The sequence below is a fragment of the Brevibacterium casei CIP 102111 genome (genome assembly GCF_900169275.1).
Lineage (GTDB): Bacteria > Actinomycetota > Actinomycetes > Actinomycetales > Brevibacteriaceae > Brevibacterium > Brevibacterium casei.
Map to the genome: position 1 here is coordinate 26654 of NZ_FXZC01000001.1, position 13794 is coordinate 40447.

Annotated in this window: 9 protein-coding genes; 4 read left to right on the forward strand and 5 right to left on the reverse strand. The window is 63.5% G+C overall.

The window, feature by feature from the left end; translation table 11 throughout:
* Nucleotides 1-3: 3 nt before the first annotated feature.
* The 4 genes from BC102111_RS00125 (at nt 4) to BC102111_RS17915 (ending at nt 3845) form a co-directional block, all read left to right on the forward strand.
* The gene (locus BC102111_RS00125; protein ID WP_009376890.1) at nt 4-525 is read left to right on the forward strand and encodes a Jag family protein; all 522 of its coding nucleotides are present in this window, start codon (nt 4-6) and stop codon (nt 523-525) included.
* Nucleotides 518-1156, forward strand: coding sequence for a 16S rRNA (guanine(527)-N(7))-methyltransferase RsmG (gene rsmG, locus BC102111_RS00130; protein WP_100227413.1), 639 nt, complete (start codon nt 518-520; stop codon nt 1154-1156). Before BC102111_RS00125 ends, rsmG begins: the two co-directional genes overlap by 8 nt.
* A gap of 66 nt (nt 1157-1222) precedes the next feature.
* On the forward strand, nt 1223-2119 hold the full coding sequence (locus tag BC102111_RS00135) for a ParA family protein (RefSeq protein ID WP_009376888.1): 897 nt from the start codon (nt 1223-1225) through the stop codon (nt 2117-2119).
* Nucleotides 2112-3845 carry a ParB/RepB/Spo0J family partition protein gene (locus BC102111_RS17915; RefSeq protein WP_009376886.1) on the forward strand — a complete coding sequence of 578 codons (1734 nt, stop codon included), beginning with the start codon at nt 2112-2114 and terminating at the stop codon, nt 3843-3845. The genes BC102111_RS00135 and BC102111_RS17915 overlap by 8 nt, the downstream gene beginning before the upstream one ends.
* 3171 nt (nt 3846-7016) lie before the next feature.
* On the opposite strand, the gene BC102111_RS00145 is transcribed toward BC102111_RS17915, so the two are convergent.
* The 5 genes from BC102111_RS00145 to murJ form a co-directional block, all read right to left on the reverse strand.
* Nucleotides 7017-8153 carry an N-acetylmuramoyl-L-alanine amidase gene (locus BC102111_RS00145; protein WP_009376882.1) on the reverse strand — a complete coding sequence of 379 codons (1137 nt, stop codon included), beginning with the start codon at nt 8151-8153 and terminating at the stop codon, nt 7017-7019.
* A gap of 91 nt (nt 8154-8244) precedes the next feature.
* The gene (trxA, locus tag BC102111_RS00150) at nt 8245-8562 is read right to left on the reverse strand and encodes a thioredoxin (protein WP_101623304.1); all 318 of its coding nucleotides are present in this window, start codon (nt 8560-8562) and stop codon (nt 8245-8247) included.
* A gap of 109 nt (nt 8563-8671) precedes the next feature.
* Nucleotides 8672-9661, reverse strand: coding sequence for a thioredoxin-disulfide reductase (gene trxB, locus BC102111_RS00155; protein ID WP_101623305.1), 990 nt, complete (start codon nt 9659-9661; stop codon nt 8672-8674).
* Between the two features lie 169 nt (nt 9662-9830).
* Nucleotides 9831-12044 (reverse strand): protein kinase family protein, encoded by a 2214-nt coding sequence (locus BC102111_RS00160; protein ID WP_101623609.1) that lies wholly within the window; start codon nt 12042-12044, stop codon nt 9831-9833.
* A 135-nt stretch (nt 12045-12179) separates the two neighbouring features.
* On the reverse strand, nt 12180-13793 hold the full coding sequence (gene murJ / locus BC102111_RS00165) for a murein biosynthesis integral membrane protein MurJ (RefSeq protein WP_101623306.1): 1614 nt from the start codon (nt 13791-13793) through the stop codon (nt 12180-12182).
* Between the last annotated feature and the right edge of the window lies 1 nt (nt 13794).

Genomic DNA, 13794 nt, shown 5'->3' on the forward strand with positions numbered 1-13794 from the left:
GACATGTCAGAAGAAGCCATCGACGACAAGGCTGCGAAGCCGACCCGTGCCGAGCTCCTCGAGGAAGAGGGCGAGATCGCGGCGGATTATCTCGAAGAGCTCATGGACATCGCCGACATCGACGGCGACATCGACATCGACGTCGCCGACGGCCGGGCGCAGCTGTCCATCGTCTGCGAGGACGAGGACGACTCGAACCTGCGCACGCTCGTCGGCCGTGACGGCAAGACCCTCGGTGCGCTGCAGGAGCTCGTCCGTCTCGCCGTGCAGACGAGCACGGGCCAGCGGTCCTGGCTTATGCTCGACATCGACGGCTACCGCTCGAGCCGGCGCGACGAACTCATCCGCAAGGCTGAGGACGCCATCGCCGAAGTCAAGGAGAGCGGCGAGGAGTTCGCGTTCAAGGCGATGAACAGCTTCGAACGCAAGATCATCCACGATCAGGTGGCGAAGGCCGGACTCGTGTCCGAGTCGGAAGGCGAGGGCGACGGACGTCATGTCGTCGTCCGTCCCGCTGATGACTGACCTGACGGAGGTCGAGGTTCCGCCGGCCGGAACCGAGGAGTACTTCGGTGAGGCGTTCCCCCTCGCCCAGCGCTATGCCGAGCACTTGGCGACTACCGGGATCGAGTGGGGCCTCATCGGCCCGCGTGAACTCGACAGGCTGTGGTCGCGGCACATCCTCAACTGCGCGGTGGTCGCCGAGTTCGTCGGCGATGACGACGTCGTCGGTGACGTCGGCAGCGGGGCCGGTCTGCCGGGGATTCCGATCGCCCTCATGCGACCTGAGGCGACCGTCGTGCTCATCGAGCCGATGGAGCGTCGCGTCGACTGGCTGACGATGGTCGTCGACGACCTCGGCCTTGAGAACGTCCGCATCGTCAGGGCTCGGGTCGAGGACCTCGTCGATGAGGAGATGTTCACCGTCGTCACCGCGCGGGCCGTCAAGGCGATGGCCACCCTCGTCGAATGGACGCACGAGGTCATCGGTCCCGAAGGGCGCATCCTCGCCCTCAAGGGGGCCTCGGTCGACAGTGAGCTCGTCAAGGCGAAGAAGCTGCTCAAGCGGTACCGCTTCGGGCAGCCGACGGTCCACCTCGTCGACGGGGGGATCCTCGAAACCCCCAGCCGCGTTGTGGAAATAGCGAAGAAATAGAACGAACTGAAATTGGTTTAGGCTGTCAGTAGCTTTGTGAACCCGATGGATGATGGAGTGCGCCGAATGCCGATCATGGACGAGTCGTCTCCGATAGGTGCCGCGATCGCTCGCGACAACCGTCGCGCAGACCGACTGGCACAGGTGAGCTTCCCCAAACCCGATTCGACTCGCATCTTCACCATCGCCAACCAGAAGGGCGGCGTCGGCAAGACGACGACCGCCGTGAACATCGCCGGTGCACTCGCGAAGCAGAACCTCAACGTCCTCGTCATCGACATCGACCCGCAGGGGAACGCGAGTACGGCACTCGGCATCGACCACTACTCCGACGTCACGAGCATCTACGATGTGCTCATCGACGATGTCCCGATGCGGGATGCTGTGGCGCAGGCACCGGACTTCGAGACCCTGGTCTGCGTGCCGGCGACGATCGACCTCGCCGGTGCCGAGATCGAGCTCGTCTCCCTCGTCGCCCGCGAGCAGCGGCTGCAGCGGTCGCTCGGACTCTACCTCGAGGAGCGAGCGGCGGCCGGGGACCGCGTCGACTACGTCATCATCGACTGCCCGCCGAGCCTGGGGCTGCTCACCGTCAACGCATTCGTCTCCGCGCGCGAAGTGCTCATCCCGATCCAGTGCGAGTACTACGCGCTCGAGGGACTGAGCCAGCTGCTCAAGAACATCCAGCTCATCCAGAAGCACCTCAACCCGCAGCTCTCGGTCTCGACGATCCTCCTGACGATGTACGACGGTCGCACGAACCTCAGCGCCCAGGTCGCCGAAGACGTCCGCTCTCACTTCCCGGAGCAAGTGCTGGGGACGGCGATTCCGCGATCTGTGCGGATCTCCGAGGCGCCGAGCTACGGACAGACTGTCATCACCTATGATCCTCATTCCAGCGGCGCTCTGTCCTACCTGGAAGCCGCTGAGGAAATCGCGAACCGAGGAGTGGAACGTGGCTGAACGCAAGAAGCGCGGACTGGGGCGAGGTCTCGGAGCGCTCATTCCCGATGCTGCGTCGAACGATCGCCCTGTCGACGTGTTCTTCTCCGGCGGCAATGCCGACGAACAGTCCCGTGGTGCCGGTGAGGAGACGAAGGCTGGGCGCAGTCGGCGTACCGACCCTGCGGCGACGATGCAGTCCTCGAGGCGTCGCAAGCCGAAGTCGGCAACTGAGGGTTCGGAGGCGAAGTCGTCAGGCGCCGGGCAGGCGAAGAGTGGGTCTCGGTCGACCGCGAGTTCGAAGGCCGGCACATCGGCGAAGAGTTCAACGACGAAGAGTGCCGCCTCGAAGTCCTCGACGGGCAAGGCGGCCGCAGGCGGTAAGACTGGCGCAGCCAGCAAGGCTGCGGGTGCGAAGACCGCTGCTGCCAAGGGCGCAGCCTCCAAGTCCTCAGCGTCCAAGGCCACTGGATCCACGACGTCGAAGTCGGGATCCGCGGCGAAGGCGGCAGGGACGAAGACGGCCGGAGCGAAGGCGTCGGGTTCCAAGACTGCGTCCCCAGCGGCGAAGCGCTCGTCCGTCGAGCCCGCGACCTCCGAGACTGCGGAGTCTGCGGTGGCGGCTGAGCAGGCATCAGCTGTCGAGGAGACCAGCGCCGTTGACCTCACTGCACCGAACGACGACGTCCGTGAAGACCATCCTGGTGTCTACACCTCGAGGGGATTCAGCGACGACGAGGCTGCCGCGGACGCCGGCCCGGAGACAGAGGCCTCGGCTGAGGAACCGGCAGGCCAGCCGAGTGACACCGGAATGTCTACTACTGATGTAGTAGACGTTGCGATCACGTCGGGCGACGATGGATCCGGCGATGCCGCAGCCGTCAACGACGCCGATGATGAGGCGGACGGCGTTGCTGAAGCGTCGGGAGTCGATTCGATCCCGGATACGGCATTCGGAGAGATCGACGTCGCTCTCGTCGATCCGAACCCTCGTCAGCCGCGGACCGTCTTCGACGAGGATCAGCTCGCTGAACTCGTTCACAGCATTCGCGAGATCGGTGTGCTCCAGCCTGTTGTCGTACGCCGGAAGCCCGGTGAGGCCGAGCGATACGAGCTCATCATGGGTGAGCGTCGACTCCGTGCGACGAAGGAAGCCGGTCTGGAGACGATCCCTGCGATCGTCCGGTATGTCGAGGACACGGACCTTCTCCGCGATGCACTGCTTGAGAACCTCCATCGTGCCGAGCTCAACCCTCTCGAAGAGGCGGCTGCCTACGGCCAGCTGCTCGAGGACTTCGGCTGCACGCAGGAGGAGCTGTCGGAGCGCATCGGACGTTCCCGTCCGCAGATCTCGAACACCCTGCGCCTGCTTCGTCTCCCACCGCTGGTTCAGCGTCGCGTCGCAGCCGGCGTGATCTCGGCCGGACACGCTCGCGCTATCCTCGGTCTCAAGGATCCGGAGCAGATGGAAGTCCTTGCTCAGCGAATAGTCGCCGAGGGTCTTTCTGTGCGTGCCTCTGAGGAAGCCGTTGTGCTCCTCAACCGCGGCGACTCGGTGAATGTTTCACGTGCAACATCGCGTGTGGCGCCCGAGTTCATCGAGGTTGCCGAGCGTCTGGGTGATCGTCTCGATACGAAGGTCAACATCACCGTCGGCAAGCGCAAGGGCAAGCTGAGCGTCGAGTTCGCCAATCAGGAGGACCTCGACCGCATCCTCGCCCTTCTCGGCGTCAAGTCCCCCGAATAGGTCACGCGGTATCTTCCTCTGATTCGAAGCCCACTTGTCAGCCAGAACTCCTGGGGACTGCGGAACTGCCGATATCAAGCCGAGTTATAGCTGGGTCGGTTCGCTTGCGGTTGTTCAGGAGTTGCCGCGGCCCGTAAGTATTCGTCTTTATAGAAGTCGTTGATCTGCGCGTTGAACCCGGCTGAAAGCACGTTGTTTGGGCTGCCGGTGACACGTTTGGGCTGCCGGTGACACAAATTGCGCAGATTCGCGCCTACGATGATAGAACTCCTGCGGTCACAGCATTCTCAGTGTCATGCGACTGAACACCACTGTCCCATTTAACAGGTGGTCTCGACTAGGGCATTTCATGAGTTTCGATTGATGCAATTCGCCCTGAACCGGGGAGGTACGTGTGTTCCACGTGAAACCGGGATGCGCTGACTCATGGCCTTGTCCCACTAACTGCGTACCGGCGATCAGACTCCCGTTTCACGTGAAACGTGGCGCTATGACGGGAGCGATCAACGGATTTGGATGACAGCAGCAGTGCTATTCCAGAGGAAGAATCGGCCACGGAACTCGTCGACGTTGGTTTGGTCCATTTGCACGGTTCAGTCGTCCGGTAAGCCGGTCGCAAGCGTGAGACGACAGGTGAACGTTTCGACCGAGTTCTGCATTCGGTTACTCCACGTTCGCTTGAACCTGGAGATTCCTTCTAGACGGTTGTCGGAACAAGTAGCGGCGTCACAAATGCCTCTGTCTGGCATGTGCGTTGGAGATCTTCGTGGGTGACTCGTCTGAGGTTTCACGTGAAACTGGAACACGGTGTTTCACGTGAAACGGGAAGTTGACTATTGAACTCAGAACGCACGATATCGAGGTTCGATTGCGCCGCAGCATACTTGGTACCGATGTTGGTGGCATGAGTGGTCGTTCTCCGTGGATTCAATCGAGTTCGGTCCTTTTCAATGCCTGCCTACTTTCCGGCGTTTGATCTCCACTCACTTATGTACGGTTAACTCGACTGCTGGATGAAGGAGATGAGCGCTGGTAGGGATGGCCGGGCGGCGTTTCACGTGAAACGAAGATCAGAGCACAAATCTCGTGGAGTATCCGAAGAAGCGACGATTCCTGAATCCGGTGAGTACTGACCAGTCCCAAACATGGCTACAACCAGTTTCATGTGAAACGGGCCGCCACTTACGATTCCGAGCTCACCATGTACCCGAGTCGTTACGTGCGTATGTCGGTGCGATCATTTTCCAGTCTGAAGCCGTTCAACCCATCAAGCAGTTTCCGGCAGTCCTCACCTGAGCGCTCGCTCCTGTAGAACCGAGGTCTATTTGAGGCGGTTGTAGGAAGCAAATGAACCCAACAGGTCGAGTCCGCATCAATGCACGGCCCAATTCAAAACATCTATCTGGTGGCCGTTTTGCGAAGTCTGCTCCATGTTCTAGGTATGTAGCGTCGATTGCAGCGTCCTGTGGAACAGATAGGCGGACACCCGCTCGTCCCTCCGGTCGTGATTTCAGTTCGCTGGTAGCCGTTTCACGTGAAACATATTATTAAAGTGGTACACCAGATGGTGGAAATCGGTCTGATGAGGCACAGGCCGCAGTTACGATTCACTGGAGTGGGTTTCATCCGCGATTTTTCTTTAGCGCGATGCACTGTGAATAAGTGTTTGCATCGATCTGGTGGTCTGCTTCCCGGCGCAATGCGAAGCTCTTGGATCAGCGATGAACATTGTTGACCGACGGTAATGTTGCCCAATGATCGTCAGCAGGCGCGTTTCACGTGAAACACGCGTGGGGTCGGCCCAACGTCTTACGAGTGAAGCTTATCGGGAGGGCAGGCTTCTGTGACAACCGGAGGCTACCGAGTCGTCCCAGGTTGGTCGATTTACTCAAGTGGACGACATTGTTGGAGTCCGGAACCGCGGGATTCAGCTGAAGGTACCGCTTGGGGCAGTCGTCGGTACGGACGAAGGATTGGAACTGAAGGCTGTGGTCTTTCGCTCCTGGATTCATAGTTCTTCCGTGAACCGTCGGCTGATAGGCGTACTCGCGTGAGCTGGCAGACGTGCATCTCAGAGAGGGAACACGGTGCGTTTCACGTGAAACCAGGTCCTCCAATACGTCAATCGAAGGAAACCCACCTTCTGGGAAGAAGCGGTGTCGGTAACAAGGCGGGGAGATTTGTTGGGCATGTGTTTCTGAAACCTGGATTAGCGGAATCCATGGCGACCTACGCTGGACGTCAGTTGTCATCGTTGTTTCACGTGAAACCCAGTTAAGGATGTGCTCCCCCTGTGTTCGAAGCGAAGACGTGTCCGAGCCATGTTCGACGTAAAGACGTGTCCGAGCTGCGCACCTTGTTTCACGTGAAACAGTCCAACTCTGCGACAGAGTAGCCTTCCTCCAGCATGCTGCGGACTTCGTGACTTGATGTTGGTGACCTACCCGCTGTGTGGAATCGCTACGCCAGATCGTACATCGTGGAATTGGTACGGCAGATCATGCATCCACATGGCTCCACATGGTACGAGCAACTGAAGACGGAAACACACGCACTGGCGCACGGGCATCTTTCAGCCGAACGATGTCGCTGGCGGAGGGCGAAAATGCTTGTCGTCTGCCGATTACTTGACCGGATAGTCAACCGAGGGATCGACTCTGTGGGCGCCCGCCGACGAGAATGAGCCGTGGATGTCGGAACTTCTGGGGTGTGATTGGACCTCGGTTCCACGTGAAACGGAAGCCGCTTCCCTCCATTCCCATCTCAGCCGCATATGTGGCTGCGACCGGCATGGCTGAACCGCGGAAACGGTGTTCGTGTGGAGGTAATGCGGAAGGTTTGGGTGGTGGCGGGTTGGGAATATGTGCAAGCTTTTCGCGCGGTCCTGTGCAGTGGGTCTATTCAAAGGAAGTCGTCGTCGGCATAATCGCCGACCGTTGGTTGCTTGCCGTCGGGTATCTCGCACAGTACTTACGACATGGGGCACTTATGACAGGGGGGCGACTCTGCGCTCTGCTCGACCGATTCGGATCAGCGATGGGCCGATGGTCTCGAGGGACGGGCACGGCGACAATACCTGGCCAACGGGGCTTTTCAGCATCGAGGCATCGGCGATTCGTGAATCACATGGAACGGGCGACGAATGAGCGGACCCGAATCGATCAGCGAGTCTCAGCCGTAGGCCTTGATCTCGGCGAGACTGAGGGTACCGGTCTCGGGATCGGAGTCCTCTCTGACGTAGAGACGCTGCAGCGCTGCAGCGATGCCATCCGCGATGGCGTCGCGCACCGCAGGGTCTTCGAGGTTGCGTCGATCGCCTTCGTTCGTGAGGTACCCGGTGACCACGTGGACCTTGGGTGTGCGGAGGCGCTTGAGTGATGACCACGTGCGAGCGTGGGATCGGCAGTCCTGCATTCCCGTACGCGCGGTGATCTCACTCTGGATGAGGCCCGCGAGACGGGCCCCTACCGGTGAGTTGATGTCCGGATGTTCCTCGTGCCCGAAATAGAACGTCGCGAGACCGTTCGCTCCGGGCGACCGACTGACGTCGGCGGTGACGGTGACGACGGCCGACGCGCCCAGCTGATCGGCCGCATTGATCTCGGCAGCATCGCCATCGAGGAGGACGGCACCAGCACCGACGGCCTCCAGGCGCCCTGCCAAGCGGCGTGCTACATCTGTAGTGACTTCCCTCTCGAGCCTGCTCTGCTCCTCGTTCATCGGCAGGGTGACGAAGTCCGCGATCGTCGTCGCCGCTTCGATGACGAAGGTGCGGCCGGCGAGCGATGTTCCCGACGCCGCGACTCGAGCGTGCTCCTCGAGGGCGAAGAGGTTGCCCGTGCTCTGCTTGCGATCGACGGCAGAGAGTCCACGCAGCGTCTGCGGTCCTGCGACGCCGTCGACCTTGGTTCCGAGACCACGTTGCAGCTCCTTGACCGCCGCTTCGGTGGTGGCACCGTATTCGGCGTCGATTCGGCCGGCGTAGAACCCCAATCCCGACAAGGTGCGCTGCAACGAGAGCACATCATCCCCCGTGAGGACCTTGACGGGGTCAAAACGGAGCACACGGTCCCCGAGCTGGTACCGGGCCCGTTCGAGCTCTGCGAACGTCTCAGTGCCGAGCACACCGTCGCAGAGGATTCCCCTGGTCTGCTGGAACTGCCGGACGGCGAGCTCGAAGGGACGATCGAAGTCCTGGGTGTGGGCATCGCCGACAGTGAGACCGAGACGCGCCATCTGCGATTTGATCGCAGGGAGGACCTCTGAGGTGTCCCCGTTCCTGAACTGGGGGCGTCCGTGGTGATTCAATGTCGTGCCAATCTGCTTCTCTGGGGTGTGTTTCCGAGGGGAATACGCCGAAGGCGCCTGTTGATATTACAACAGGCGCCTTGGAACTTGATCAGATGAACTCTGCGAGCTCTTCCTCCAGCGCCGGCTTGGGACGGGCACCGATGATCGTTTTGGCGACCTCGCCGTCCTTGAAGACGTAGAGTGCCGGGATCGAGGTGATCCCGTACTTGCTCGCGGTCTCGAGGTTGTCGTCGGTATTGACCTTGACGACGGTGAGCTTGTCGGCGTTCTCGTCGGCGATCTGGTCGACGATGGGGCTGACCATGCGGCACGGGCCGCACCACGGGGCCCAGAAGTCGACGAGGACGGGCTTATCGGACTTGAGGACGGTCTCATCGAACGTGGCATCAGTGACTTCGGTCGTCATGAGCTCCCTTTCTGCTGGCGGTGGTCTGTCTCTACCGAGAACAGCGTGTGCGGGGGTTTCATTCCCCCAGGGCGCAGGCAGACTCCGGAGCCTGGTGCACCCGCCTCCGTCAGGCGTTCATGACCTCGACGGCGGCTTCGTGGTCGCCGTCTGCTTCGAGCTGCTCTGAGGCCTCGAGATCGGCGAGGTAGTTCTCCGCGTCGAGGGCGGCCGCACAGCCGGACCCGGCTGCGGTGATCGCCTGACGGTACACGGAGTCGATGACGTCGCCGGCGGCGAAGACGCCTTCGACGGCGGTCTTCGACGAGCGGCCTTCCACCTCGAGGTAGCCGTCGGCGCGCAGGGGCAACTGCTCGGCGAAGAGGCTCGTGCGCGGGTCGGACCCGATCGCGACGAACAGACCGGTGACCGGAAGTTCGGAGGTCTCTCCCGTGACGGTGTTGCGGACCGTCAGCCCGGTGAGAGCCTCGTCTCCATGGATCTCCGCCACCTCGGTGTCGAGGAGGAACTCGAGCTTCTCATCAGCGCGCGCACGATCCTGCATGGCCTGGGAGGCACGGAGCTCCTGCCTGCGATGGATGAGCGTGACCTTCGACGCGAAGCGAGTGAGGAACGTCGCCTCCTCGAGGGCGGAGTCGCCGCCCCCGACGACGGCGATGTGCTGGTCGCGGAAGAAGAAGCCGTCGCAGGTCGCGCACCAGCTCACCCCGTGGCCGGAGAGCTTCTTCTCGTTCGGCAGTCCGAGCTCGCGGTAGGCGGAGCCGGTGGCGAGGATGACGGCCTTGGCGGTGTAGCGCGCGCCGAGGGCGGTTTCGATCTGATGGGCTCCGGGGTTGAGCTTGAGCGTCTCGACGTCGTCGTAGACGACCTCGGCTCCGAAGCGTTCGGCCTGCTCGCGCATGGCCTCCATGAGCTCGGGACCTTGGATCCCCGCGGGGAACCCGGGGTAGTTCTCGACGTCGGTGGTGTTCATGAGCTCACCGCCGGCGGTCACGGATCCCGCGATGACCACAGGTGACAGGTTGGCTCGGGCGGCGTAGACGGCGGCCGTGTATCCGGCCGGACCGGACCCGATGATCACCAGTTGTGTGTCAGTCATGTTGTGCGTTCCCTGTCGTAGTCTCGTGCGCCGTGCTGACGCTGGATTCCTAGCCTAGTGGTAACGGCAGCCCGACGGCGACTATTCCGCAGGCAGCGGTCGCCTGCGGCCGTCGTCCGGGCACCCCCGCCGAGGTGGTCCACCGGCTGACGTGGCCGACCGCGACCGCTCAGGCGAGGTCGACGGTGCTGATGGTGGCTCGGTACCCGCCGTCATCCTTGGGCAGCTGGGTGATCCACAGGATGAGAGAATCGGTCTCCACGCCCTCATCGAGCTTGACGGTCACCCCGTCGTCGCCCTTTTCGAACTCGCCCTCGCCGACCTTCTTCGCCGAGGTGGGATCGGAGCCGTTGAGGATCTCGAACTTTCCCCCGGAAGTCGAGGACTTCACGGTGACCTCATTGACGGTCGCCGACTTCTCGAGCTCGAAGAGCAGGCCGACCCCGGACTTGAGGTTGCCGAACTTCGCCGAGTTGTAGCGATCCGTCCGCCACGACCCCTTCTCGCCGGAGACGACGTCGCCGGCGCGGTCGTCGTTCTCCTTGTCGTCGCCCTCGGGATCGAGTGCGGAGACCTCGGCGATCTTCGGGGGCTCGGCCTTCGGCTCCTCCTCGGCCGGACTGTCTTCCGCGGGTTCGCTCGGAGCCGCAGTCTCGGGCGTCGCCGTCGGCTCGTCCTGTCCCGAATTGAGATTGACGACGATGATGCCGATGATCACTGCGGCGACGACGAGGAGACCGAGGACGAGGAGGGCGAAGGGCTTCCGCGTTCGGGCTCGGGTCTCCCGCGGGTCCTCCCCGGGGGCGGACGCCAGGCTGCTCGCCGAGGCGGCCCCACCGTTCCCGTGCCCGGACCCTCCGGTGGGTGCTGAGCTCGTCGGTGCGGTGTTCCCGGGTCCACCGGCTCCCGCCGCTGCCGCGCCCACGCCGGCCGCCGCGGTCCCGGCGGCCGCGGTCCCGCTTTCGCCCTGGTCGACGGTCTCCGGGGAGAGCCTGCGCACCTGCTTCGGCGGGGCCGCTGCTTCGGCTTCCTCGCGCCGCGCGGCAGCCGAAGCATCGAGGGCGGCGAGGCGGCGCCTGGCCTCCTCCTCCTTCGCACGTGCGATGCGGCGCTCGCGTTCGTATTCGCGCAGCTGGTGCTCGCGCTGCTGCTCCGAGGTCTCGAACATCCCGCCGAGGAACCACGAACCGTCGTCCTCGTCGTCGATGATCACGCGGGTGTCGTTGTCGTCGTCCTCCTCGTCGACGGCGACGATGTCCATCGCCTGCGTGTCCGGGTCGGGTTCATCGCGGTTGAGGATCGGGGTCGTGAGATTCTCGTCGTACTCATGCGCGGAGTAGCCGGAGTACTCCGAGTACGTCTGCTCGGGGGACCACTCGTCCCAGTCCTTCGCGGCGTTGTCGATCTGCTCCGCGCCGATCGGGAAGCTCGAGGCCTGTCGCATCTGCATGCGCTCCGCGTAGCGACCGGTCGTGCGACCGACGACACCGGCAGCCAGGCCACGGGTTCCAGGACGGGTGATGCCGATGCGCACCAGAGCCGCCTTGACCTGGTCGTCGCTGGCCTGCGATGTCGACCCGCCGAGCGGCGCCGGACCCGGACTCGGCAGCTTCGTCGCCTCGTCGAAGCTGGACGGGGACTCGTCGAACAGCTTGTCGTTCTCGGCTGCGGGCGTGCGGTTGACGTAGCGCAGCAGCTCGGCGTCCCATTCGTCGAGGAATCCGAGCACCTCGGCGACGGACCCGGGACCGGGATCGGCGCCTGTGAGCACACCGCTGACGAAGTCATCGAGTTCGGCGGGGATCTCCGGGTTGAGTGACTTCGCCCGCGCGATCCGCGAGTTCTCGCGGGGCGCTGGGGGGATGCCGTCCTTGCCCTCCTCGCCCGGCCAGTACCCGGTGACCGCTGCATAGAAGAGTCGGATGAGGTCGAGGGCGTCCTGCCGGGAGGCTGCCGTGGGAGTGTAGTCGTCGGGGTCGATGACGCCGTTGCCGAGCGCGAGCGCGGCATCGATGCCGATTCCCGAGAGAAGGATCCCGCCGTTCGCGTTGATGCCGACGACGCTCGGGCGGAGGAACATGTGGAAGAGACCTCGCCTCGCCGAGGTGACGAGGACCGTGCCGACCTCCCCGATGAGCGCGCGGGCGGCGTCGACGGGAAGCGGCGTCTTCGGGAGGATGGTGCCGAGCGGGGTGACGGCGATGCGCGTCGAGACGACGTAGTCGAGCCCGTTCGAGTTCCCGACGTCGAGGGTCGGGGCGATCCGCGGGTCGCCGAGGATCGATACCCGGCGTGCGGCTTCGAGGACGTCGGAGCCGCCTGAGGCGTCGGCGACGTGGATGAGGACCGGTTCGTCGAGGATCGCGTCGAGGGCGGTGCACACCGCACCGACCTCGGGCCTGTCCTCCAACCACGGGCGGTCAACCGTTGATACGACATAGCGACCGGCAACGACCATGCCGGGTTCGATATCGATCAGGGGGATCACCTCCGGGGCGGCGGGACGGACGAGGACTGACTATCTCCTAAGTTTTCCAGCTGCGAGGCCAATAATCGAATGCAACTCTCGGACTCGGAGCAGAAAGCAGGCTCCGACGTAGACGATGAGCATGACCGTGCCGACTCCCGCGGTGACGACGAAGGCCTGCCATTGACCCGAAAGCGCGAAGTCCGGGAAGAAGAGGAGCAGCCCGTAGCCGGCGAGTCCCGCAGCGAGAGCGGCGAGGAGGAACTTCACATGCGCCTTCGCGATCGCGCGGATGCCGATGTCGCCGAGACGCTTGGACAGAAGGGCGAACGAGAGGATCATCGCGAAGAGGTAGCCGAGGCTCATGACGAGGCCGATGATCGCCACCGTCACGGACTTCGGGAAGATCGACGCCGAGAGGACGGCGAGGGACTGGAAGACGATCTGCGGCAGCTGGATGAAGAACGGCGTGCGCGCGTCCTCGTACGCGTAGAACACGCGCTGGGCGAGGTAGTTCGCGCTGAACGGGATGAGCCCGAAGACCATCGTGATGATGACGAGACCGACGGCCATCGCCTGTTCCCGACCGTTGCCGGCGATGACCATCGCCACCGGAGAGGCAAGGACGACGAGGGCGGCCACGGCGAAGGAGTTGACGAGCCCGACCATGCGCACGCCCATCGAGAAGTCGGACTTCACCGCCTCGGTGTCGTGCTCGGCGGCGTTCCTGCTCAGCGAGGTGAAGAGGGCGGTGGCGAGCGAGACCGCGATGAGGGAGTGCGGGAGCATGAAGACGAGGTAGGCATACGTGTACGCCGCGTTCGAGGCGTTCCCCTCGCCGGGCATCGAAGCGCCGGCGGCGACGCGGGAGATGATGAGGAAGCCGAGCTGGCCGATGAGCATCGCCGCGAACGTCCAGAAGGCGACCTTGCCGGCCGTGCCGAGGCCGACGCCGCGGAAGCCGAAGGTCGGCCGGTACCTGAAGCCGATCCGCTTGAGCGGCCAGATGAGGATGAGCGCCTGGGCCGCGACGCCGAGGGTGGCCGACCCGCCCATGAGCGCGATCTTCTCGGGCGTCCACGTGTCGAGCGTGTGCGGTGAGGCGGTGTTCGTGCCGAAGACGACGATGAAGACGAGGAGTCCGGCGATCGCGACGATGTTGTTGAGCACCGGCGCCCACATGTAGGGACCGAACGACGACTTCGCGTTGAGGACCTGGCCGAGCAGCGTGTAGAGGCCGTAGAAGAAGAGCTGCGGCAGACACCAGTATGCGAACGCCGTGGCCAGCGCCATCTGCTCAGGACTCCACCCCGAGGAGTAGAGCCAAACGAGGATCGGGGCGGCGAGCGTCGCGACGACGCTGACGATCGCGAGCAGGAGGAAGGAGAGCGTGAGGAGGCGGTTCGTGTAGTCGCGTCCGCCGTCCTCGCGCTTCGTCGCCCGCACGAGCTGGGGAACGAGCACAGCGTTGACGACGCCGCCGGCGAGCAGCATGTAGAGGGTGTTCGGGACCTTGTTCGCGACGTCGAAGGCGTCGGCCTGGACGGCGGTGATGCCGATCGCGATGGCGAGCAGGGAGGCCTTGACGAGGCCGAGGATGCGCGAGGCCAGGGTGCCGGCGGTCATGATCGCCGAGGATCGCGCCAGGCTCGAGAAGTTCGCCACG

Excerpts from the sequence above, each read along its gene's own strand:
- BC102111_RS00135 (WP_009376888.1), top strand. The coding sequence starts at position 1,223 with ATGCCGATCATGGACGAGTCGTCTCCGATAGGTGCCGCGATCGCTCGC.
- trxB (WP_101623305.1), bottom strand. The coding sequence starts at position 9,661 with ATGACTGACACACAACTGGTGATCATCGGGTCCGGTCCGGCCGGATAC.
- trxA (WP_101623304.1), bottom strand. The coding sequence starts at position 8,562 with ATGACGACCGAAGTCACTGATGCCACGTTCGATGAGACCGTCCTCAAG.
- BC102111_RS00125 (WP_009376890.1), top strand. The coding sequence starts at position 4 with ATGTCAGAAGAAGCCATCGACGACAAGGCTGCGAAGCCGACCCGTGCC.
- rsmG (WP_100227413.1), top strand. The coding sequence starts at position 518 with ATGACTGACCTGACGGAGGTCGAGGTTCCGCCGGCCGGAACCGAGGAG.